This window comes from Pseudomonas algeriensis (assembly GCF_048847255.1).
Lineage (GTDB): Bacteria > Pseudomonadota > Gammaproteobacteria > Pseudomonadales > Pseudomonadaceae > Aquipseudomonas.
In genome coordinates, this window is sequence record NZ_JBKKRK010000007.1 from 206,749 (window position 1) to 228,093 (window position 21,345).

The window sequence follows — 21,345 nt, forward strand, 5'->3', positions numbered from 1 at the left end:
TTAGGAGAGCAGGATGAAATTCAGTGAACAATGGCTGCGCGGCTGGGTTAGCCCGCAGGTAAGCCAGGACGAGCTGGTTGCTCGCCTGTCGATGGCCGGTCTTGAGGTCGATAGCGTGACGCCGGCCGCCGGCGCATTCAGTGGCGTGGTGGTGGGGGAGGTGCTGAGCACCGAACAACACCCTGACGCGGACAAGCTGCGGGTTTGCCAGGTCAGCAGTGGCGGGGAAACGTTCCAGGTCGTATGCGGTGCACCAAACGTGCGTCCCGGCCTGAAGATCCCGTTTGCCATGATCGGTGCAGAACTGCCGGGTGACTTCAAGATCAAGAAAGCCAAGCTGCGCGGTGTCGAGTCCAACGGCATGTTGTGCTCCCAAGCCGAATTGCAGGTTGGCGAAGGCAACGACGGCCTGATGGAGTTGCCGGCGGATGCGCCGGTCGGCAAGGATTTTCGTGAATACCTGGGCCTGGACGATGCGAGCATCGAAGTCGACCTGACGCCGAACCGTGGCGACTGCCTGTCAGTGGCTGGCCTGGCCCGTGAAGTCGGCGCGTTGTACGCCACCCCGGTCACTCGCCCGGTGGTTGCGAGTGTCCCGGCCGTGCATGACGAAGTCCGTCCGATCGAAGTCTTGGCGCCGAGCGCATGCCCGCGTTACCTGGGCCGCGTGATCCGCAATGTTGACCTGTCCAAGCCGACCCCGCTGTGGATGGTCGAGTGCCTGCGACGCTCCGACGTGCGCAGCATCGACGCGGCTGTCGACATTACCAACTATGTAATGCTTGAGCTGGGTCAGCCGCTGCACGCATTCGATCTCGCCGAAATCAACGGCGGCATCCGCGTGCGCATGGCTGAAGAAGGTGAAAAGCTGGTGCTGCTCGATGGCCAGGAAGTGGCCTTGCGCAGCGATACGCTGGTGATTGCCGACCATACCCGCGCCCTGGCGATTGCAGGCGTGATGGGCGGCGAGCACAGTGGCGTCTCCGCCACGACCCGTGATGTATTCCTTGAAAGCGCCTTCTTCGACCAGATCGCCGTCGCCGGCAAGGCTCGTTCCTACGGCCTGCACACCGACGCCTCGCACCGCTATGAGCGTGGCGTGGATTGGCAACTGGCCCGTGAAGCCATGGAACGCGCCACTGGCCTGCTGCTGGAAATCACCGGTGGCGAAGCCGGCCCGATCATCGAAACCGTCAGCGAACAGCACCTGCCGAAGATCGCGCCGGTGACGCTGCGTGCCCAGCGCATCACCCAGATGCTCGGCATGGAAATGGACCCGGCCGAAGTCGAGCGTCTGCTCAACGCCTTGGGCCTGACCGTCCGGGCCGAGGGGGAAGGGCAGTGGCAGGTCGAAGTGCCAAGCCATCGCTTCGATATCAGCCTGGAAGTCGACCTGATCGAAGAGCTGGCCCGCTTGTACGGCTACAATCGCCTGCCGGTCCGCTATCCCCAGGCTCGCCTGGCCCCGCAAGCCAAGGCAGAGGCCCGCAGTGACCTGCCGGAGCTGCGTCGCCTGCTGGTGGCTCGTGGGTATCAGGAAGCGATCACCTACAGTTTCATCGATCCGCGTCAGTTCGAATTGTTCAGCCCAGGTGTTGAGCCACTGCTGTTGGCCAACCCGATCTCCAATGACATGGCCGCGATGCGCTCCTCCCTGTGGCCGGGCCTGATCAAGTCGCTCCAGCACAACCTGAATCGCCAGCAGGACCGCGTACGCCTGTTCGAAAGCGGTCTGCGTTTTGTCGGTCAATTGGACGGCCTGAAGCAAGAGCCAATGCTGGCCGGTGTCGTTTGCGGCAGCCGCCTGCCGGAAGGCTGGGCCCAAGGGCGTGATGGCGTGGATTTCTTCGACGTCAAGGCCGACGTGGAAGCGGTGCTGGGCTTTGCTGGTGCGCTCGGCGCGTTCACCTTCGTGCCTGGCAAGCATCCGGCGCTGCACCCGGGTCAGACCGCGCGCATCGAGCGAGACGGTCGTGAAGTCGGTTATGTCGGCGCGATCCACCCTGAGTTGTCGAAGACGCTGGGTCTTGATCGTCCAGTCTTCGTTTTCGAGCTGGTCCTGGCTGAAGTCGCCCAAGGAAAAATGCCGAAATTCCAGGAGTTATCGCGCTTTCCTGAAGTGCGTCGCGACCTTGCCTTGATAGCCGATGTCGGCGTTGCATCCAGTGCCGTACTGGCAGTAATCCGTGAAAATGCAGGCGAATGGCTGACGGACCTCAGGCTATTTGACGTGTATCAAGGTAAAGGCATTGATCCGCATAGAAAAAGCCTTGCAGTCGGCTTGACCTGGCAGCATCCATCGCGCACTCTTAATGACGATGAGGTGAATACCGCAACGCAGAATATCCTCACCTCGCTCGAACACAGGTTGAACGCCACGTTAAGGAAGTGACGTATGGGGGCTCTGACGAAAGCTGAGATGGCGGAACGTCTGTATGAGGAGTTGGGCCTGAATAAACGGGAGGCCAAAGAATTGGTCGAACTGTTTTTCGAAGAAATCAGGCACGCTCTCGAAGACAACGAGCAGGTCAAATTGTCCGGATTCGGCAATTTCGACCTTCGGGACAAACGCCAGCGGCCTGGCCGCAATCCGAAAACGGGAGAAGAAATCCCGATCACGGCTCGCCGTGTGGTCACCTTTCGTCCAGGGCAGAAGTTGAAGGCCCGAGTTGAGGCTTATGCTGGAACCAAGTCATAACGACGAACTACCCGTCATCCCGGGCAAACGCTACTTCACCATTGGTGAAGTCAGCGAGCTGTGTGCGGTTAAACCGCACGTGCTGCGCTATTGGGAGCAGGAGTTTCCTCAACTCAATCCGGTCAAGCGCCGCGGAAACCGACGGTATTATCAGCGCCAGGACGTGCTGATGATCCGGCAGATCCGCGCGCTGCTGTACGACCAGGGGTTCACCATCGGCGGAGCGCGCCTGCGCCTCTCCGGTGACGAGGCCAAGGACGATACAACCCAGTACAAACAGATGATCCGCCAGATGATCGCCGAGCTCGAAGATGTACTGGTGGTGCTCAAGAAATAAATTTCTGCTTTTAAATACTTCCAGTTTTCAAAAGCTTGCGATATATTCCTGAGCGTTCCGTTGAGAAGCGGAACAAGATTCACGCCTAGTCGGGGCGTAGCGCAGTCCGGTAGCGCACTAGCATGGGGTGCTAGGGGTCGAGTGTTCGAATCACTCCGTCCCGACCATACAATCCAAAAGGGTTGCGAGATTTAATCTCGCGACCCTTTTTTTATGGTTGTTCCCAACCCCTCAATACAACGGCTTCAGATGAATCTCAGGCCATGCGTGATAAGCCTAGACGCCCACCCTGGACCAGAACTCTTCCGCGGATTGGCTAAGTGGCGCCGTCGGGCGGGTCAGGTGAATTTCCAGTGGGATATCCCAACTCTCGTCCAATGCCCTGACTAAGCGCCCGTCCAGTATCTCCTGCTCGGTGAGGCTTTTGGGTAGCCACGCGACTCCTTTGCTTTCCAGTGCCATCGACATCAGCACCGCCGCGAGGTGGCTGCTGAAGAGGGGCTTGAGGTGGAGGTAGTCTTCCTTGCCCTGCAATCGATGAGCAACGATGCGCCCCAATCCTGATTCATGGGTGTAGGCGAGGTAGGGCAGTGCCGCTGGGGAGGTGCCAAAGTTGGCAGAAGCACTCGCCAAGGGAACCAGGACGTCTTCGCCAACTTTCTTACCCGTGAACTGGTCAGGCGCCAGCAACGGGGGAACGTCGGGATGGCGGTGACAGAGCAGAAACTGAACCTGTCCGTGTATCAGCATTTGCTCACAGACGGCCATGCTACCTGAATGCAACTGCACGGCCTCGATGGGGGCGCCGTGTTCTGCGCCGCGAAGCCATCTTGGGAAAAAGGTAAACGACAGGGAATGGGTTGCAGCGAACTGCAGTGATCTGGCGGCCATTCCCGCCACTTCCTGAGCCTCGTTGCGCATTCGGTACAAGCGCCGCGCGGCTTCCTGGGCGCTCGGCAATATTTGCCTCCCCGCTTCGGTCAGCGTCGCGCCATGAGGCGTGCGGATGAACAACTGTACGCCCATCCAATTTTCCAACGAGCGCACTCTGCGACTGAACGCTGGCTGAGTGACGTGCCGCGCTTCAGCCGCCCGAACAAAGCTCCCATATTCCGCGAGTGCTGAAAGGTCTTCGAGCCAAACGAGTTCCAAGGGCCATGCCTCCTGTGCATAGGGTGCGGCATTAATAGCATTGGGCTGGAAAGGTCGCAAAGCCTAACGTGGGGCTACAAACAACAAGAGGAACCTCTCATGCGCATCGTCGATATTCGTGAAAAAACCGTTTCCATTGCGTCCCCAATCGCCAACGCCTACATCGACTTCTCCAAAATGACCTGCTCGGTCGTCGCTGTGGTCACGGATGTGATTCGCGATGGCAAACCCGTGATCGGATACGGTTTCAACTCCAATGGCCGCTACGGCCAGGGTGCCCTGATGCGTGATCGTTTCCTGGCGCGTGTCACCGAAGCTGAGCCCGACTCCCTTGTCGATCATGAAAACGACAACCTGGATCCGTTCGCGATCTGGAAGACCCTGATGACTAACGAGAAGCCAGGCGGACACGGAGAGCGCTCCGTCGCAGTTGGCACCATCGACATGGCCGTATGGGATGCCGTCGCCAAGATTGAAGGCAAACCGCTCTATCGTCTGCTGGCTGACCGCTACCGCAATGGCGTGGCGGATGACAAGGTCTGGGTCTATGCAGCGGGTGGCTACTACTACCCTGGCAAGGATCAGACAAAGCTCAAGGCGGAAATGCAGAGCTATCTGGATCGTGGCTACGATGTGGTCAAGATGAAGATCGGTGCGGTGCCACTGGACGAAGACATCCGTCGCATCGAAGCGGTACTTGAAGTGGTGGGGGACGGTCGTCGATTGGCGGTCGACGCCAATGGTCGCTTCGATCTTCAGACGGGTATCGCTTACGCGCAAGCCATCAAAAAGTACAACCTCTTCTGGTACGAAGAGGTCGGTGATCCGCTTGACTACGCATTGCAGGCTGAGCTGGCCAATCACTATGAATTGCCCATGGCAACCGGTGAAAACCTGTTCTCCCACCAGGATGCTCGCAACTTGTTGCGCCACGGTGGCATGCGGCCCGATCGCGACTTCCTCCAATTCGACTGCGCACTGTCTTATGGCCTCGTGGAATACCTGCGCACCCTTGAAGTCATGGAAGAGCTGGGCTGGTCTTCCCGTCGCGTAGTGCCCCATGGCGGTCATCAGATGTCCCTGAACATCGCAGCCGGCCTGCACCTGGGCGGTAACGAATCATACCCAGACGTGTTCCAGCCATTCGGTGGGTTCGCCGATGGGATCAAGGTGGAAAACGGCTACGTCGGTCTGCCGGATATTCCGGGTGTGGGATTCGAAGCCAAGTCTGCCTTGTATGCAGTCATGCGTGAGCTGGGCGAAGGCTGATCACCCTCAAGCTGCGGCCTGCGAGAGCAGGCCGCAGAACCAGGCGCCGACCACCGGCGCCAGCCCACAGCCCATCACAAAAATAAAATGAGGTGCTTCCGTGGAAAATTCCAAGTCCCGCTGGTATAGCCAGCTGTACGTGCAAGTGCTGATCGGTATCGTGATCGGCGCAGCAATCGGTTACTTCGTTCCTGATATCGGAGCCAAGCTCCAACCCTTTGCCGATGGCTTCATCAAACTGATAAAGATGCTATTGGCACCCATTATTTTCGGCACTGTCGTGGTCGGCATAGCGAAGATGGGCGACATCAAGGAAGTCGGCCGGATCGGTGTGAAGGCATTGATCTACTTCGAAATCCTGTCCACCATTGCTCTGGTTGTCGGTCTTATCGTCGTCAACATCGTGAAGCCTGGCGTGGGTATGAACATCAATGCCAGCGCGCTTGATGCAAGTGCTATTGGCAAATACAGCCAAGTTGCGAATGAACAGGGCGGCACCGTTGAGTTCTTCCTCAATATCATCCCGCAGACTTTCATTGGTGCGTTCTCCAATGGCGTCATGCTTCAGGTCATCCTGCTTTCGGTATTGATGGGAGTCGCCCTGGTTCAAATGGGCGAAACCAGCAAGCCGTTGATCAACACCATTGACCTGTTCTTGCAAGGTCTCTTCAAGATAGTTGCGATGGTCATGCGCTTGGCGCCGATTGGTGCTGGGGCCGGTATGGCATTCACTATCGGCAAATACGGAATTGGGACCTTGTTCTCACTCGGACAACTGCTTGTCGCGCTCTATGTCACGACGTTGATATTCATCGTGGTCGTGCTGGGTACGGTGGCGAGATGGTCGGGCATGCCGCTGATGCAGTTTTTGCGTTATTTCAAGGATGAAATCCTCATCACGCTGGGCACCTGTTCAACCGAGGCTGTGTTGCCGCGAATGATGGTGAAGCTTGAAAAGCTTGGCTGCAAAAAATCAGTAGTGGGGATGGTGCTGCCTACGGGATATACCTTCAACGCTGACGGCACTTGTATCTATCTCACCATGGCCGCCATTTTTATTGCCCAAGCCACCAATACGCCGCTGACTTTCGTCGACCAAATGATCCTGCTTGGCGTGTTCCTGCTGACGTCCAAAGGCTCGGCTGGCGTGGCGGGCGCTGGGTTTGTGACATTGGCGGCAACGCTCACGACCATCCACTCCATCCCGTTGGTAGGCCTCGTTTTGCTCTTGGGGATTGACCGGTTCCTGAACGAAGCGCGGGCTGTGACCAACCTCATTGGTAACGGCATCGGCACCATCGCCATTGCCAAGTGGGACAACTCTTTCGACGTCGAGGCCTGCGAGCGTGAAATCGCCGCAATGAAGCAAGACAAGGCTGCGAGAAAGGCATTGTTGGCGCAAAAATAATCGATAAGGCCTCCGGTCATTCCGCTTCAGCGGCATGACCGGCTCTGGCCTCCAGGCTTCGTTCCAATGAGGCCATCCACGTCATTTGCCCCCCGTCACATCAAGAAATGTCCCGGTCACAAACGACGCCTCCGCGCTGGCCAGCCATAGAATGGCCCGCGCCACTTCCTCCGGCTGACCGCCACGCCCCATGGGGATGGAATCCTTGACCCGATCGACCCGTCCCGGCTCGCCGCCGCTGGCATGCATTTCGGTGTAGATATGCCCGGGGCGGATGCAGTTGACGCGTATGCCTTCTCGGGCCACCTCTTTGGCGAACCCGATAGTGAACGTCTCCAATGCTCCCTTTGATGCCGCATAGTCGACGTATTCATTGGGGCTGCCGAGGCGCGCCGATGCCGAGGAGATATTGATCACGACTCCGCCGGGGCCGTTGTGCCGGTGGGACATGCGTTTCACTGCCTGCTGGGCGCAGAGAATCGGGCCGATGGAATTGACTGCGAAGATGCGCTGCATGCGCTCGAAGCCGAGGTCCTCCAGGCGTGACTGAGCCGACAGTACCCCGGCGTTATCGACCAGGACGTCGATGCGTCCGAACGAGCGGTCGATGGCTGCGAATAGATCGGCGACCTGCTTGGGGTCCGAGCTGTCGGCGCGCATGGCCAGCGCGCGCCGTCCCAATGCCTCCACATCCGCCACCACGGTCAGTGCCGCGGTCTCGTTGGCGATATAGCTGATGGCGACGTCGTAGCCTTGTGCGGCGGCCAGCCGCGCGGTGGCGGCACCCACGCCGCGGCTTCCACCGGTTATCAGGATCAAGGGCGCCTGCGGGATGTCAGCCATTGGGAATATTCTCCTGGGCAGTTGATGGGTCAGCCGATGATGAAGGTGCCGCTGGCGATCACGGTGCACGCCAAGACCCGGCGGGCGGTGAGCGTCTCGCCAAGAAACAGGTAGCCAATCAATACCGCGAACAACACGCTGGTCTCGCGCAATGCCGATACCGCGCCCAGAGGCGCTTCGTTCATGGCGTAGATGACAATTGCATAGGCGATCAGCGAGACCAGCCCGCCGACCGACGCGGCGAGTATCCCGGGCCGGACGGAGAATAAGCTGCGGGCGTCGCGCAGGCCGATGTACACGAGAGGCATCAGCACACCCCACGCGGCGCACATCCACACCGTGTAGGCGAGCGGCGCGCCGGAAAGTCTGGCGCCCATGCCGTCGACGACGCTATAGGCCGCGATGAAGCAACCCGTTCCCAGCGCATAGGGCAGGCTGGGAACCGACAGGCTGCGTCCACGGAAGGCCAGGGAAATGATGCCGCCGGACACCAGGCCGATACCGAGCAGCTCACCGGGGGTAATGTTTTCTCCGGCAAAGATCGCCGCCCCCAGGGTGATCAACGCCGGTGATGATCCGCGGGAAATCGGATAGATCTGCCCCAAGTCGCCGACCCGGTAGCTGCGCACCAGAAACAGGTTGTAGCCCACGTGCAGCAACGCCGAAAGCAACCCATAGCCCCAGCTGGCCGGCGCCGGTGGCACCATGAATATCGCGGCGATGGCACAGACGATGGCGATGACGATACACATGACCGTCATTGACCAGAGTCGATCGGCGCCGCCACGCAGCAAGGCGTTCCAGCTGGCATGCAGGAGCGCGGCGAACAGGACCAGCAGGACGATATGGGTAGGCATGGTCGCCATTCTAGGCAGCGCGACGGCCGGGCGACAGAGAAGTCTCCTCATTGGTTCATGAGCAAAATCTCATGTATCAGTCGTAGACGTGTTGAACCTTCAACGCCTCGCTGGCCAGCCATTGGCGGAAGCTGACGATGTGCGGTTGCGATTCGATGCCCTTGGGACAGACAAAATAATAGGCAAGCGGTGACGCAAACGGCACATCGAACAGCCGTACCAGGCGGCCGTCGCTGATTTCGGTTTCAACGTGGCCGCTACGCACCAAGGCAACACCTTGGCCGAGCAACGCGGCCTCCACTGTCATGTTGGTGTCGCCGAACCTGACGCTCTCCTTGAGCGGCGACAATTCCAACCCAACCTTCTGAAACCAGTCCTCCCATTTTGGTACCAGCTCGGCGCCGTCACGGGTCAGCAGCGGGTAATGCAGCAGTTCGGCGGGGCTGTGTGGCATGCCCAAGCGCTGCAGCAGATCGGGGCTCGCCACTGGAAACACCTGCTCGCCGAACAGGAATTCCGAATACAGGCCGGGATAGTTGCCTTTGCCAAGCCGGATCGCAACATCGGCTTGGGCGTTGGAGAAATGGATGATCTTATCGGTGGTGTCCAGCGCGACCAACAGTTCCGGATAATGGCGGGAAAGCCCCGGCAAGCGCGGCAGCAGCCATTTCAGCGCGAAGGAGTACGTGGTGCTGACTTCGAGCCTGACCCTGCCTTTCTGCTCGCGCAGATCGCCAAGGGTCGCTTCCAGGCTCATGAAAAACTCCCGCACGATGGGCGCCAGCGTAGCCCCCGCTGCCGTGAGGGTGAGTGACTTGCCACGCTCGAACAACTGCAACCCCCAAAGCGCCTCCAGGTGCTTGAGCTGGTGACTGACTGCGCTCTGCGTCACGTGCAGCTCCTGCGCGGCCGCGGTGAACGTGGGGTGTCGGGTGGCGACTTCAAAGGCACGCAATGTGGCGGTCGGCGGCAGGTCTCTCATGTATAGGTATCCCGGCGATTCGGCGCAAAAGCAAATCATGAACGTTAGCTCATGATAGAGCCAGGCCTGGAGTCGGGGGCGCTTTCTACGCGATGGTCCGATGGGTAGGCAATGATTGCGGTTTAGGTATTCAGCTATGAATGGGCAAGCTCACCCCAAAAGCCACAAAAAAGCCGCCGCAGACTTTGTTGAACCGGCGCCCGGTTCGAGCCAGCCAAGGCCTGACCCGGTGAGCTGCGCTGGCGACAAAGTATTCAACGATGAATTCGACCACGGCGTAAGTCAGCGCAATAGTGAGTGTCTGCGCAATGATATTGCGGTGCGGATCAAGGAAGGGCGGGATGAACGCGGTGAACAGCAGCAGCGCCTTGGGATTGGAGATGGCCGATACCAAGCCTTGGCGGAACAGCGACCACCGTCGAAAGCCTTCGTTACTCGTCGCGTCGAGACTGACGGGCGGGGATCGCCACAGACCGAAGCCCAACCAGATCAGGTAGAGCCCGCCAACGATCTTCAGTGCTGTGAACCAAGTGGCGGATGCCTGGATCAGCGCACCCAGCCCCAATGCGCAAAGCGAAAGGACGACTGAAAAGCCGAGTACGCCGCCTGCGATAGTGAACAACGTCTTGCGGGTTCCATGGATTGCCCCATGGGTAAGCGCCAACAACGCATTGGGGCCTGGCGCTACCGCAATGCCGCAGCAGGTGAGCAGATAGAGCAACCAAGTCTCAAATGGCATGATCCAGTCCAGGTGTGGTGATCCCGAGCACATCCTGCGGGTGAACAGCGATCATGGAAAGCGCTTAATCCACTTCACCGCCATTTGGCTAACCAATAGAGGGAACCGCGGCGGCGCAGCGGTGACCTTGGAACCGTCAGGCCTTGTACCGCTCAGCCACCGCCGATTGCTTGATCTGCCCCAGCAACCCTTGGCGCGCGGCCTGCAACGCATCCCAGCGAGCGCCGTCCTGCAGTGGCGGAATGGTCACCGGTTCGCGACGATCGAAGCCGATCAGCGCCGCGTCGACCAGATCGCCCACTTCCATGATTTCACTCAGCGTATTGACGTCGATGCCCGCGCGTTCCCAGATTTCGGTCCGGGTAGCCGCCGGCAGGACGGCTTGGACGTAGACGCCCTTGGGGTTGAGTTCGAGGCTGAGCCCCTGGGAGAGGAACAACACGAATGCCTTGGTCGCGCCATATACCGACATGCCGAATTCCGGCGCCAAGCCGACCACCGAGCCAATATTGATGATCGCGCCGTCGCCGGCCTTTGCCAGGCGTGGAGCGACGGCGCTGGCGAGCCGTACCAACGCGGTGGTGTTGAGCGAAACCAGGTGCGCGACGCTGTCGGTGGTCTGTTCGATAAAACTGCCGGATTGGGCCGCGCCCGCGTTGTTGATCAGGATGCCGATACGGTCGTCATCTCGCAGGCGCGCTTCGACCTGGTTCAAGTCAGCGGATTGGGTGAGGTCGGCCTGGAGCACATCGACGGTAATATGGTGTTCGTTGCGCAGCTCGGTTGCCAATGCTTCCAGCCGGGCGTTGTCACGGGCCACCAGCACGAGATCGTGGCCGCGTTGGGCAAAGCGCTTGGCATAGACAGCGCCGATACCGGTGGAAGCGCCAGTGATGAGGACGGTTTTGCGAGTGGTCATGGTGTCGGTCTCTTCAGGGATTAAGACGTGCGATCAACGGCGGGGTTTTTCGCCGCCGTTGGCGTTCCACATCGAGCTTAGGGGGGGCGTGTGGGCTGGTTGTTAGGATGATGACCGAAATCTAAGATGTCAATGAATTTGATTATGGTCGGCATCTATGTATGATGCGAGGCATGATTCGAGCGGTACGAGGTAATGAAAAATGAGAGTGACTAAGGCTCAGGCACAGGCAAACCGGCAACATATCGTCGAGACGGCGTCTGTTCTGTTTCGTGAACGTGGCTTTGACGGCATCGGTGTGGCGGACCTGATGGCCGCCGCCGGCTTCACCCACGGTGGTTTCTACAAGCATTTCGGTTCGAAAGCCGACCTGATGGCGGAAGCCGCCGCAGACAGTCTTTCGCGCTCATTGACCAGCGCAAGCAAACTGAATGTCGCGGGTTTTTTCGCCATGTATGTCTCGCGCGAGCACCGCGATGCGCGGGGCAACGGCTGCACGATGGCGGCGTTGTGCGGCGACGCGGCGCGTCAGGACGATGAGGTGAAAACCACGTTTGCCACTGGATTGGAGGGCACCCTGGCTGCACTGGAGGAAAAGCTCGGGTCGACAGAAGAAGGGGGCCGGGCAGCGATGATCAACCTGTTCGCCCAGGCCGTCGGCGCGGTCATGCTGTCGCGGGCCTGTCCGGATGATGCTCCGTTGGCGGATGAGATACTGCAAGTCTGCCGTGATCGGATCCTGGCGTTATTGCCCGCGTCCGAACCCGTGTAAAGCCAGCGGTAGCGCAATGCGCTACCGCTGGCCGGATCAGAAAATGAACTTGAACAAGGCAATGACCACGATCAGGCCGATCAGGAAAATGATCCCAACGGTACCACCAAGAAATTTCAACATAGGAACGCTCTCATCGGATGGGCTTAGTTTTCTAGACCCTTGGCGAGCGCGCGCGGTTCGTTAAATTTTCGCAATGAATCGATGCTATGAGGGGCAGGGCTGTCAGTGCACCGCGAGGGACCTCGGGATGGAAACGTGTTCGAATTTCGAAACGGTCTTGATCCAGTAGCGCCGGTATTCGGTCTTGTCCGGTGCCAGTGGTTTATGGCTTGACCAAGGGTGTTCCGCCTTCAGACTGGCTCGATAAGCTTCCCATTCCTTCTGCTCTGCCACTTCCCGGGCCTTGGTTCGGTCATCGAACCAACCCAGGACGTACGCATCGCTCTGGTCCGTACCGCTCGCTATCAGCAGATATATGTCTGTCATTACCGGTTCCCGCCGCCATCCAGCTACCCAGTCGCTGGGCTCTTGTCATGGGTATCGGCCGCAGGCCCGGTTTTTTAAGCAGATTGATAAAAAACGGGTCGAGGCGCCACCGATCAAACATCCTTCGTTTGGGCCAGAGGTGTCATCAGCCATTCGCGAAAACGCCTGACACTTTGCCGCTCAGACGTCCGGCCCAACGGGCCCAGCAGGCAGAGTTTGGCATCGGTGCGTAAGAGGGTTGGGGTAGGACGGACCAGGTTGCTCGTCTGCAAATGATCGCGGAGCAACCGCGACCAGGCCAGGGCGACACTTTGGGCGACCCATGACTTGCGCTCATTGGTCCTTTCGCGACCTCGGGGAGAGGAGGGAACGGCTCGTCAATCAAATGTACTTAGGTGTACATTTAGCGGGCATCCGAGTACATTCGCGTTACGTATGTTCGATAAGGTGGATGCAAGATGCCCCAGGTGGGAAAGGCGCGTGGCAAGGCCCAGGACGCGGGTTGGCGAGGGTCGCCCGAAGGGTGGCTGGAAGCGGCCTATGAGGCTTTGAAGGAGTCCGGCATCGATGCGGTCCGGGTCATGCCGTTGGCCAAACGCCTAGGTTTGTCACGCACCAGCTTCTATTGGTTTTTCGAGGATCGCGAACAGTTGCTGGCGGCCTTGCTGTCGCGCTGGCGCGAAACCAACACCGGGGGTTTGATCCGGCAAAGCGAAAGCTACGCCGAGAGCATCTCCGAGGCGATCCTGAATGTTTTTGAATGTTGGCTCAATCCGCAATTGTTCGATTCTCAGTTTGAATTTGCGGTGCGCAGTTGGGCGCTCCAGTCCGCAGACGTCGCGCAACAGGTCGCCATTGTCGACGAGCAACGTATGGGCGCCCTGGCGAGCATGTTCAAGCGCTTCGGCTACGACAGCCAGGGGGCCGACGCACGGGCTCGGACGATTTATCTGACGCAGATCGGCTACATCACCATGAACACCAGCGAGCTGATCACCGTGCGCTTCCAGCGCATCCCGCATTACGTGAGCATTTTCACTGGCAAGGTGCCCAAGCAGCGTGAGCTGGATCGGTTTTATGGCAAATTCGGCTATGCCGAAAAAGAGCCAGGGGTGTTCGTGCCGCTGATGGAAACCTTTGAAGAAACGGCTGAAAAATGAATGACGTGACGCTGGGAATCGTCGGCGGAACGGGGTGGTTGGGCGCGGCGATTGCCAAGGCCGTGTTGGCGAAGGCCTGGTTGCCGGCGGGTAATCTGGTTATTTCCAATCGCTCAGGTGCCCATCCATTGGCGAAGCAAGGCGTTTGCCTGGTCACCGATAACCAGGCACTGGCGGATCGCAGCGACGTCATCATCATCGCAGTAAGACCCGAGCAATTCGCCAGCCTGACCCTCGACGCATCGGGCAAGACGGTGATCTCATTGATGGCCGGGATCACGGCGCAGGCAATCGCCGCACGGACCTTGGCCTCAAGAGTCGTGCGGGCGATGCCCAACGCGGCGGTGGAAATCGGGCAGTCCTTTACGCCTTGGTATTGCGCTGGCGCGGTGGAACCGATGACGAAGACCCTCATTCAGCAGTTGTTCGAATGCGTGGGCACTGCTGCGGAGGTCCAGCAGGAAGACTTTATCGATTATCTCTCCGCGCTTTCGGGCACCGGCCCGGCCTTTCCTGCCTTGTTGATGACAGCGTTGGCGAATCAGGCGATGGCAGCCGGTATCCCCGGCGAGATTGCGCAGCTTGCCGCAAGCAATGTCGTGATCAACAGCAGCCAGTTGCTGGCCACCCGCGACGCCCAGCAAATGATCGATACTCTGGTTGCCTACCGCGGCGTGACAGCCGCCGCCTTGCAATCGATGACCCAGGGGCATTTCGAGGCGCAGGTGGGAAGGGCATTGCAAGCGGGCGCCGCCGTGGCGCGCAAAGGGCTTCAAACCTGACCCCAAGAGTCCCGCATCCGCAAAACCCTTGTGGGAGCGAGCTTGCTCGCGATGACGGCAGCCGGTCCTACATCCTGTGACTGAGGCACCGCTATCGGGAGCAAGCTCGCTCCCACTTCAGTTTTCAGCAATTGAAACGATCATGTTGGGCACGGCTTCAGATGTCCTTGACCAGCCGCAGCGCATCATAGATGGCCGCGTGGGTATTACGCGCCGACACCGCGTCGCCGATCCGGAACAACTGGAAGCGGCCCTCGGGGTTGGTCACGATGTTCTGGGGGGTCCCTGCGATCAGGTTGTGCTGTTCGACCGCGCCGTTGTTGCTCGAATATGGGCGTAGTTCGAAATACAGATCGTCCAGCGGCAGGGTGCCATGGTTGACCACCACCTGATCGACCACGCGCTGCTTGTGCACCTGGCCGTAATCGCTACCGAAGTGGGCAACCAGCTGCCCGTCGCGTTGCTCCACCGAGTCGACCCGATACGTGACCGTGAACGTGACGTTCAGGTCTTGCAGGTTGCGCATGTACGGCACCAGGTTCATCGCCATCACCTCCGGCGAAAACGACCGGTCCGGCGTGACGATCTCCAGTTTCGCGCCGCTGTTGGCGATGACCTCGGCGGCCTGGAGCGCCGCGTGGTCGCCGGCGTCATCGAAGATCAGCACGTTCTGGCCAGGCTTGACGTCGCCGCAGATGATGTCCCAGGTCGACACCACCAGCTCATTGCCTAGCTTGAGCACCTCGGTATGGGGCAAGCCGCCTGTGGCAACGATCACCACATCCGGTTCTTCGGCCAGGACCGTCTCGGCTTCGGCCCAGGTGTTGAAGTGGAACCTTACGCCCAGCCGTTCGCACTGCGTCATGCGCCAATCGATGATGCTGATCATCTCGCGCCGCCGTTCGCTTTGCGCGGTCAAGCGGATCTGCCCCCCGGGCTGATCCGCCACTTCGAACACCGTGACGTCATGGCCGCGTTCGCCGGCCACCCGTGCTGCTTCCAGGCCCGCCGGGCCGGTGCCGATCACCACCACCTTGCGCTTGACCGATGCCTTGGGAATCTCATGGGGCATGGTGGTTTCGCGGCCGGTGGCGGCGTTGTGGATGCAGTACGCCGCGCCGCCCTGATAGATACGGTCCAGGCAGTAGTTGGCGCCAACGCAAGGGCGGATCTCTTCTTCACGTTTTTCGATGATCTTGCGCACGATGTGCGGGTCGGTCATGTGGGCGCGGGTCATGCCGATCATGTCCACCTTGCCAGAGGCGATGGCGTGTCGCGCCGTGGCGACGTCCGGAATCTTGGCCGCATGGAACGTCGGGAAACCGGTTGCCGAGCGGATCTCCCCGGCAAAATCCAGGTGCGGCGAGTTGCGCATGCCCTGGATCGGTATCACGTCGGTGAGGCCCGCATCGGTATCGATATGACCGCGCACGACGTTTAGGAAATCCACCAGGCCGCTGTCCTTGAGCATGTGGGAAATCTGGATGCCGTCGCTGAAACCGAAACCGCCGGGAAGATCCTCGTCGCCGGTGTAGCGCACACCAAGGAGGAAGTCCTCGCCGCAACGCTGGCGGATCCCGCGCAACACATCGAAGGTAAAGCGCATTCGGTTTTCCAGGGAACCGCCGTAGGGCCCATCAAGATCATTGGTCAGTGGCGACCAGAATTGATCCATGAGGTGCCCGTAGGCCTGCAACTCCAGGCCATCGAGCCCCGCGGCTTTCATGCGCTCGGCGGCATCGACGTAATCCTTGATGATGCGGTCGATGTCCCAGTCTTCCAGCTTTTTCGGAAACGCCCGGTGGGACGCTTCGCGGCGATGGGACGGCGAGACAACCGGCAGCCAGTCGGCCTTGTCCCAGCGCGTGCGGCGTCCCAGGTGGGTGAGCTGGATCATCACCGCCGCGCCGTGTTCGTGGCACTCATCGGTCAGGTCTTTCATCCATTTGACCACTTCGTCCTTGTACGCCAGCACGTTGTTGAATACCGGCGGGCTATCCCGAGAAACGGCAGCGGAGCCGGCAGTCATGGTCAGCGCCACGCCGGCCTTCGCCCGCTCGACATGATAGGCACGGTACAGATCCTTCGGCATGCCATCGACGGGATACGCGGGCTCATGCGAGGTGGTCATGATCCGATTCTTGAGCGTCAGATGCTTGATTTTGTAGGGCTGCAGCAGAGGATCGCTGGACATGGTGTTGCTCCGGGAACAGAACATCAGGCTGGGTTTTGACATAACGGTATGTTGAATGTTCAGGTGTGTCAACGAGTGAGACACGGGTGTACATTTTTCTTGCGTGGCAGGAAAGCCAGGATTACCATCCAGTCGAAACAGGGGGATTCGGCACGTGCGGCCGCTCGCCTGCATCAGCGTGGTGGCGCGATGGGTGCCTCCCGCGCAGCGGTGGATTCAGGGTTTGCCCCCAACGGTCTGGAGGCTGGGCGGATTACCTGCTGAGGGCGGATTCGTTCAAGGCTTTGCCGGCACGCGAGAAAGCGTTGTGAATGAGCCGGTCATTGCGGTTGGAAACGCCAAAGGGCGGAGGAGGGCCGAAAACACAAGTCCCTGTATTTTGATAACTAGAACTCACCGGATGGCCGCGTGCGGTCGTGATGGAAAATGAATGCTTCTGCTGCCCTGCCAATAACTATTAATACAGTCTGCGGAGATGCACATGATGACGTTATCCAGTAAAAATTTTATCGGCTGGTTTGCAGGCCTTGCATTTGCCTGCGGCAGTCTGATCGCTCAGGCCGATGAGCCCGCGCCCATCCGCATTGGCTGGGTGAACTGGTCGGATACGGAGATCGCGGTGAAACTGGCGAACACCGCGTTGCAGGATCACCTCAAGCAACCGGTCAAGTTGGTGCTGGCCGATATCGGCATCCAGTTCCAGGCCCTGGCCAACGGCAATATCGACCTGATCCCGATGGTCTGGCTGCCCAGTACCCACAAGTCGTTCTATGACAAGTACAAGGACAGGCTCGAAGACCTCGGCGTGCTGTACGAAGGCCGGATCGGCATGGCGGTGCCCACCTCCATTCCAACCAGCGAGATCGCCAGCGTCGAAGACCTCAACAAGCCTGAAGTGCGGGAAAAACTCGGCGGCAAGATCCTCACTTCGGAAGTGGGCAATGGTCAGTACAAGCTGACGGAAAAAGCCATCGAGCAATACAAGCTCGACGGCTACAAGATGGTCGCTTCTTCAGAGTCCGGGATGCTGAGTGAATTGGATCGCAACCTCAAGCGTGACAAATGGTCATTGGTCAACGCCTGGAGCCCGCACTGGATGTTCGCCAAATGGCCGCTGCGCTACCTGGATGATCCGAAGCAGATTTTCGGTGGCGCTGAGCAGATCCACGCCGTCGCGCGCAAAGGTTTCAGCGCGGAGCACCCTGATGTGGCCCGATTCTTCGCCAGCTTCAAGATTCCGAAAGCGGACCTTGAGAAGTTGATGGCGGACGCCCGTGACAGCTCGGCGGACAAGGTGGTGGCAGAATATTACGCAGCCAACAAACCGCGTTTCGAAGCGATGTTTGGCAGCCAGACGGCGTCCGCGACACCAGCCCAGTGATGGCCGTTGCTGTCCGATAGCTGTTGCAGTCCGGTGCCCTTGGTCGAGAGCCAAGGGCGCTGCTGGATGAGTCCTTGTTCTATTCAGAGGCTGAGCGATGACGGTCACGACATGGGATATCAAACCGGATGAAGAACCGCCCGTCAGGTTGAAGTCAGCCTCGACCGAGGCTGGTGCGCGCGGTGCATGATCATGACGCCCCGCGACCGCGCTTAGGTATCGTCCTTTGCCTTCTGTCCATGCTGATCTTTGCAGCTCAGGATGGGGTCACCAAAGTGCTGGTCAAGGAGTTCCCGATCGCACAATTGGTGATGGTGCGTTATTGGGTGTTCCTGGCTTTTGCTGTCGGTTATAGCGCCTATCAGGGCAGCCTGTGGACCGCGTGCCGAAGCCGCCATCCCTACCAGCAGATCATTCGTGCGCTCATTGGCGTGGGTGAGAGCGCCTTGTTCGGATTGGGGCTGCGCTATCTGGGACTCGCTGAAATGCATGCCCTGTACGCGGTATTCCCCTTGATGACACTGGCGTTGGCGGGGGCGTTCCTGGGGGAGTTCATTGGCGTGCGTCGATGGGTTGCCGCCGCCATTGGCTTCACGGGGACGCTGGTTATCCTTCGTCCCGGCTCCAGTGTTTTCGAACTGGCGGCGCTGATTCCGCTGTTGTCTGCCCTGGGTTTCGCCATCTTCAGCGTGCTGACCCGTCGAATCAGCCGGGGAGACTCGTTCGCCACGAACATGCTTCACATGGGTTTTTTCGGCGCGATAGCGATTACCTTGTTGGGTCTTCCAAGTTGGGTAGCACCGAACCCGGCGCAATGGGGCCTGATCGCGGTGCTCTCCATGACCGGTGTGGTGGCCCAGCTGTTATTGCTTCAGGCGCTGAAGGTTGCAACGGCAGCCACACTTCAACCGTTCAATTATTCTCTTCTGATGTTCGCTACGCTGATTGGCCTATTGGTATTCGGCGAGCTGCCCGACACATGGACAGTCGTAGGGGCCTGTCTGGTAATTGCCGGCGGGATGTATGCGATCAAGGCAAAAGGGTAGTGATTCCATCAAACCCATAATCCTGTGGTAGCGAGCCTGCTCGCGAAGAGGTCGGCACATTCAGCTTCTTCGCTGATTGTGACGACGCTTTCGCGAGCAGGCTTCCCACATTTGATCTTCAGTGGACTTAAGCCCAGTTTAGAACTTGAAGCGTCCCACCAAGCCCTTGAGCTGTCCGGAGATATCCGTCAAACGCCCCGAACCGGTTTGTGCGGTGTGAGCAAACTCTTCAACCAGCTGCGCATCGGAGTGGATCTGCGCGATGTGCCGGTTGATGTCTTCGGCCACTTGGTGCTGTTGTTCCGCGGCGGTGGCGATCTGCGTGTTCTGGTCGCGGATCGAGTCCACCGAGGTGCGGATCTTGTCGAAGCTGTCGCGGGCCTGCTGGATGCGCTCGACGCTGGTTTGCGACACGTGCAGGCTGTTCTGCATCTGTTGCGTCACTTCCTGGGTGCGCCGGGCGAGGTTGCCGAGCAAGCTGTCGATCTCGCCGGTGGAGTCAGCGGTGCGCCGCGCCAGGGCGCGTACTTCGTCGGCCACCACGGCAAAGCCGCGGCCTTGGTCGCCGGCGCGTGCGGCTTCAATCGCCGCGTTGAGGGCCAGCAGGTTGGTCTGTTCGGCGATCGAGCGAATGGTGTCCAGGATCGTGTTGATGTTCTTGCTGTCCTGTTCCAGCGCCTGCATGGTCTGGGTCGACTGCTGCAATTCTTCACTGAGCCTCAACACGCTGCCCGTGGCTTCGCCGATGTGGTGCTGGCCGTCGTGTACATCCCGATAACCGGTGTCCGCGCTGACGGCGGCCTGGCTGCACGAGCGGGCCACTTCGTTGGCGGTGGCGACCATTTCGTTGAACGCGGTGCTCACCAGCTCCACGGCCTGGCGCTGGCGCCCGGCGGCTTCGTTCATGTTCTGTGCGACGTCGCGGGTGTCCGCGGCTGCGGTTTGCAGGTCGGAGGAGGCGCTGCCGATGCGTTGAACCAGTTGCGCAATCATGCCCAGGAACTGGTTGAACCAGCTTGCCAGGGTGGCGGTTTCATCCTTGCCCTGTACAGCGAGTTGGCGGGTGAGGTCGCCTTCACCTTCAGCGATTTCCTGCAGGCCGTTGGCAACGCCGCGGATCGGCCGGACGATAACGCTGGCGAAGCTGGCGCCGACGATTGCGAAGACCACGGCCAGCGCGGCGGCGATGATAGCGATCAACCAGGTCAGGCTCGCGGCTTCGGCCATCACCTCGTCACGCTTGATCAGGCCGATGAACCGCCAGCCCAGGCTTTTAGAGGTGACGATGTTGGCCATGTACGGCACGCCGTCGATCTCGATCTGGGTAGCGCCATCGCTGCTCTTGGCCAATGCTGCGTAGTTGGGACCGAGGTCGGCCAAGGGTTTGAAGTTGTGCTTGGCGTCGGCGGGGTCCACCAAGACGTTGCCGCTGCCTTCCACCAGCATCAGGTAGCCACTGTCGCCCAGCTTGATGTTCTTCACCAGTTCGGTCAGTTGCTTGAGCGACACGTCCAGGCCCACCACGCCAACCAGCTTGCCGCTGGCATCGGCGACGGTGTGCACGATGCCGATCAGCGACACGTCGTCGGGGGCCCAGTAATAGGCATCGGTCTTCACGGTAGTGCCCGGCGCGGCAACGGCAGCCTTGTACCAGGGGCGCTGGCGCGGGTCGTAGTTGGAGATTTTCGGATCATCCGGCCAACTGGCGTAGCCACCGTCCGCCAGGCCCAGGGATAGGTAGGCGGTGGTCGGGTGGCTCTTGGCGAACCGATCGAAGATATCCAGCAGTTGTTTGTTGTTCTCGGTAAGAGGAATTTGCGCAGCATCAGCGCCGGAGTAGTTCTTCAGGTCCTTGGCCGCGACGATCCGCGGGTCCTTGGCGAAGAATTCAACGTTCTGCATGATGCCGTCGAAGAACTGCTTCATGCCGTTGTCGATCTGGCGGATTTCGCGGCCGCTGCTGTCCAGGAAGTTGGCTTGTGCCGCATCGCGCAGGTTCATCACCACGAGCACCGCCACCAGGATAACCGGGAGGCAGGCAATGGTTGCGAACGCCCAGGTCAGCTTCTGTTTGATATTCATGACTTCTCCCGCGGGTATTTATCGGTATTGGAACGGCGGAAACATTAGCGGTGAGCATTGCGAACTCTGAAACGGAAAGCGCCCATGCCTACATCCACGCTATCGACCAAGGTTGTATTCCCTTGAGAGCACCATTTGTCGGACGTCGTTAATGCCGATGGTTATGTCGCGGGAACGCAAGCCGCTCCTGCGGTTAATCCGCAAGATGGCATGCTCCGGGCTTTGCGCCGGCTCC

At 59.6% G+C, this 21,345-nt stretch carries 20 protein-coding genes, 1 tRNA gene and 1 pseudogene; 11 read left to right on the plus strand and 11 right to left on the minus strand.

Translation table 11 applies throughout. The features are described 5' to 3' along the window. The first annotated feature begins 13 nt into the window (after positions 1 to 13). The 4 genes from pheT to ACLK1G_RS13320 all read left to right on the plus strand — a co-directional run bounded on the left by pheT (position 14) and on the right by ACLK1G_RS13320 (position 3,202). Positions 14 to 2,392 (plus strand): phenylalanine--tRNA ligase subunit beta, encoded by a 2,379-nt coding sequence (gene pheT, locus ACLK1G_RS13305; protein WP_420765838.1) that lies wholly within the window; start codon positions 14 to 16, stop codon positions 2,390 to 2,392. A gap of 3 nt (positions 2,393 to 2,395) precedes the next feature. Next, a complete protein-coding gene (gene ihfA, locus ACLK1G_RS13310) occupies positions 2,396 to 2,698 on the plus strand; it encodes an integration host factor subunit alpha (RefSeq protein WP_002553164.1) in 303 nt (100 codons plus the stop codon). Further along, on the plus strand, positions 2,679 to 3,035 hold the full coding sequence (locus tag ACLK1G_RS13315) for a MerR family transcriptional regulator (protein ID WP_003179985.1): 357 nt from the start codon (positions 2,679 to 2,681) through the stop codon (positions 3,033 to 3,035). Before ihfA ends, ACLK1G_RS13315 begins: the two co-directional genes overlap by 20 nt. A 90-nt stretch (positions 3,036 to 3,125) precedes the next feature. After that, positions 3,126 to 3,202: transfer RNA gene (locus tag ACLK1G_RS13320), tRNA-Pro, on the plus strand. A 109-nt stretch (positions 3,203 to 3,311) separates the two neighbouring features. On the opposite strand, the gene ACLK1G_RS13325 is transcribed toward ACLK1G_RS13320, so the two are convergent. Beyond that, positions 3,312 to 4,187, minus strand: a complete 876-nt coding sequence (locus ACLK1G_RS13325; protein ID WP_420765839.1) for a LysR family transcriptional regulator — start codon at positions 4,185 to 4,187, stop codon at positions 3,312 to 3,314. A gap of 99 nt (positions 4,188 to 4,286) precedes the next feature. Here ACLK1G_RS13325 and ACLK1G_RS13330 point away from each other — a divergent pair, with 99 nt between their 5' ends. After that, positions 4,287 to 5,456 carry a mandelate racemase/muconate lactonizing enzyme family protein gene (locus ACLK1G_RS13330; protein WP_420765840.1) on the plus strand — a complete coding sequence of 390 codons (1,170 nt, stop codon included), beginning with the start codon at positions 4,287 to 4,289 and terminating at the stop codon, positions 5,454 to 5,456. Between the two features lie 100 nt (positions 5,457 to 5,556). Continuing rightward, positions 5,557 to 6,864, plus strand: coding sequence for a C4-dicarboxylate transporter DctA (dctA, locus tag ACLK1G_RS13335; RefSeq protein ID WP_420765841.1), 1,308 nt, complete (start codon positions 5,557 to 5,559; stop codon positions 6,862 to 6,864). Between the two features lie 81 nt (positions 6,865 to 6,945). Here dctA and ACLK1G_RS13340 read toward each other — a convergent pair whose 3' ends face one another. The 5 genes from ACLK1G_RS13340 to ACLK1G_RS13360 form a co-directional block, all read right to left on the minus strand. Next, positions 6,946 to 7,707 (minus strand): SDR family oxidoreductase, encoded by a 762-nt coding sequence (locus tag ACLK1G_RS13340; RefSeq protein WP_420765842.1) that lies wholly within the window; start codon positions 7,705 to 7,707, stop codon positions 6,946 to 6,948. Between the two features lie 29 nt (positions 7,708 to 7,736). Then, on the minus strand, positions 7,737 to 8,564 hold the full coding sequence (locus tag ACLK1G_RS13345) for an EamA family transporter (RefSeq protein WP_420765843.1): 828 nt from the start codon (positions 8,562 to 8,564) through the stop codon (positions 7,737 to 7,739). Positions 8,565 to 8,640: 76 nt separating this feature from the next. Then, the gene (gene gcvA / locus ACLK1G_RS13350) at positions 8,641 to 9,546 is read right to left on the minus strand and encodes a transcriptional regulator GcvA (RefSeq protein ID WP_420765844.1); all 906 of its coding nucleotides are present in this window, start codon (positions 9,544 to 9,546) and stop codon (positions 8,641 to 8,643) included. A gap of 130 nt (positions 9,547 to 9,676) precedes the next feature. Beyond that, the gene (locus ACLK1G_RS13355) at positions 9,677 to 10,285 is read right to left on the minus strand and encodes a LysE family translocator (protein WP_420765845.1); all 609 of its coding nucleotides are present in this window, start codon (positions 10,283 to 10,285) and stop codon (positions 9,677 to 9,679) included. Between the two features lie 136 nt (positions 10,286 to 10,421). Further along, on the minus strand, positions 10,422 to 11,204 hold the full coding sequence (locus tag ACLK1G_RS13360) for an SDR family NAD(P)-dependent oxidoreductase (protein WP_420765846.1): 783 nt from the start codon (positions 11,202 to 11,204) through the stop codon (positions 10,422 to 10,424). Between the two features lie 202 nt (positions 11,205 to 11,406). Here ACLK1G_RS13360 and ACLK1G_RS13365 point away from each other — a divergent pair, with 202 nt between their 5' ends. Then, positions 11,407 to 11,976, plus strand: a complete 570-nt coding sequence (locus ACLK1G_RS13365) for a TetR family transcriptional regulator (protein WP_420765847.1) — start codon at positions 11,407 to 11,409, stop codon at positions 11,974 to 11,976. Between the two features lie 36 nt (positions 11,977 to 12,012). Here ACLK1G_RS13365 and ACLK1G_RS25860 read toward each other — a convergent pair whose 3' ends face one another. Together ACLK1G_RS25860 and ACLK1G_RS13370 are read right to left on the minus strand one after the other, a co-directional pair. Next, positions 12,013 to 12,099, minus strand: a complete 87-nt coding sequence (locus ACLK1G_RS25860; protein WP_442087941.1) for a small membrane protein YohP — start codon at positions 12,097 to 12,099, stop codon at positions 12,013 to 12,015. A 102-nt stretch (positions 12,100 to 12,201) separates the two neighbouring features. Beyond that, positions 12,202 to 12,465 carry a hypothetical protein gene (locus tag ACLK1G_RS13370; protein WP_420765848.1) on the minus strand — a complete coding sequence of 88 codons (264 nt, stop codon included), beginning with the start codon at positions 12,463 to 12,465 and terminating at the stop codon, positions 12,202 to 12,204. A gap of 458 nt (positions 12,466 to 12,923) precedes the next feature. On the opposite strand from ACLK1G_RS13370, the gene ACLK1G_RS13375 reads away from it, so the two are divergent. Together ACLK1G_RS13375 and ACLK1G_RS13380 are read left to right on the plus strand one after the other, a co-directional pair. Next, positions 12,924 to 13,625: a TetR/AcrR family transcriptional regulator gene (locus tag ACLK1G_RS13375; protein ID WP_420765849.1), complete on the plus strand. Its 702-nt coding sequence runs from the start codon at positions 12,924 to 12,926 to the stop codon at positions 13,623 to 13,625. Continuing rightward, positions 13,622 to 14,407, plus strand: coding sequence for a pyrroline-5-carboxylate reductase family protein (locus ACLK1G_RS13380; protein ID WP_420765850.1), 786 nt, complete (start codon positions 13,622 to 13,624; stop codon positions 14,405 to 14,407). Before ACLK1G_RS13375 ends, ACLK1G_RS13380 begins: the two co-directional genes overlap by 4 nt. Before the next feature lie 157 nt (positions 14,408 to 14,564). Here ACLK1G_RS13380 and ACLK1G_RS13385 read toward each other — a convergent pair whose 3' ends face one another. Continuing rightward, a complete protein-coding gene (locus ACLK1G_RS13385; protein ID WP_420765851.1) occupies positions 14,565 to 16,601 on the minus strand; it encodes an oxidoreductase in 2,037 nt (678 codons plus the stop codon). Between the two features lie 481 nt (positions 16,602 to 17,082). Here ACLK1G_RS13385 and ACLK1G_RS13390 point away from each other — a divergent pair, with 481 nt between their 5' ends. Further along, a complete protein-coding gene (locus ACLK1G_RS13390; RefSeq protein WP_420765852.1) occupies positions 17,083 to 17,982 on the plus strand; it encodes a glycine betaine ABC transporter substrate-binding protein in 900 nt (299 codons plus the stop codon). Between the two features lie 182 nt (positions 17,983 to 18,164). After that, positions 18,165 to 19,028, plus strand: a complete 864-nt coding sequence (locus ACLK1G_RS13395) for a DMT family transporter (RefSeq protein ID WP_420765853.1) — start codon at positions 18,165 to 18,167, stop codon at positions 19,026 to 19,028. A 138-nt stretch (positions 19,029 to 19,166) separates the two neighbouring features. On the opposite strand, the gene ACLK1G_RS13400 is transcribed toward ACLK1G_RS13395, so the two are convergent. Together ACLK1G_RS13400 and ACLK1G_RS13405 are read right to left on the minus strand one after the other, a co-directional pair. Then, entirely contained in the window at positions 19,167 to 20,021 is an 855-nt protein-coding gene (locus tag ACLK1G_RS13400; RefSeq protein ID WP_420765927.1) for a methyl-accepting chemotaxis protein, read from the minus strand. Between the two features lie 6 nt (positions 20,022 to 20,027). After that, positions 20,028 to 21,110 (minus strand): annotated as a pseudogene (locus ACLK1G_RS13405) (cache domain-containing protein); the annotation flags it as partial. Positions 21,111 to 21,345 lie beyond the last annotated feature (235 nt).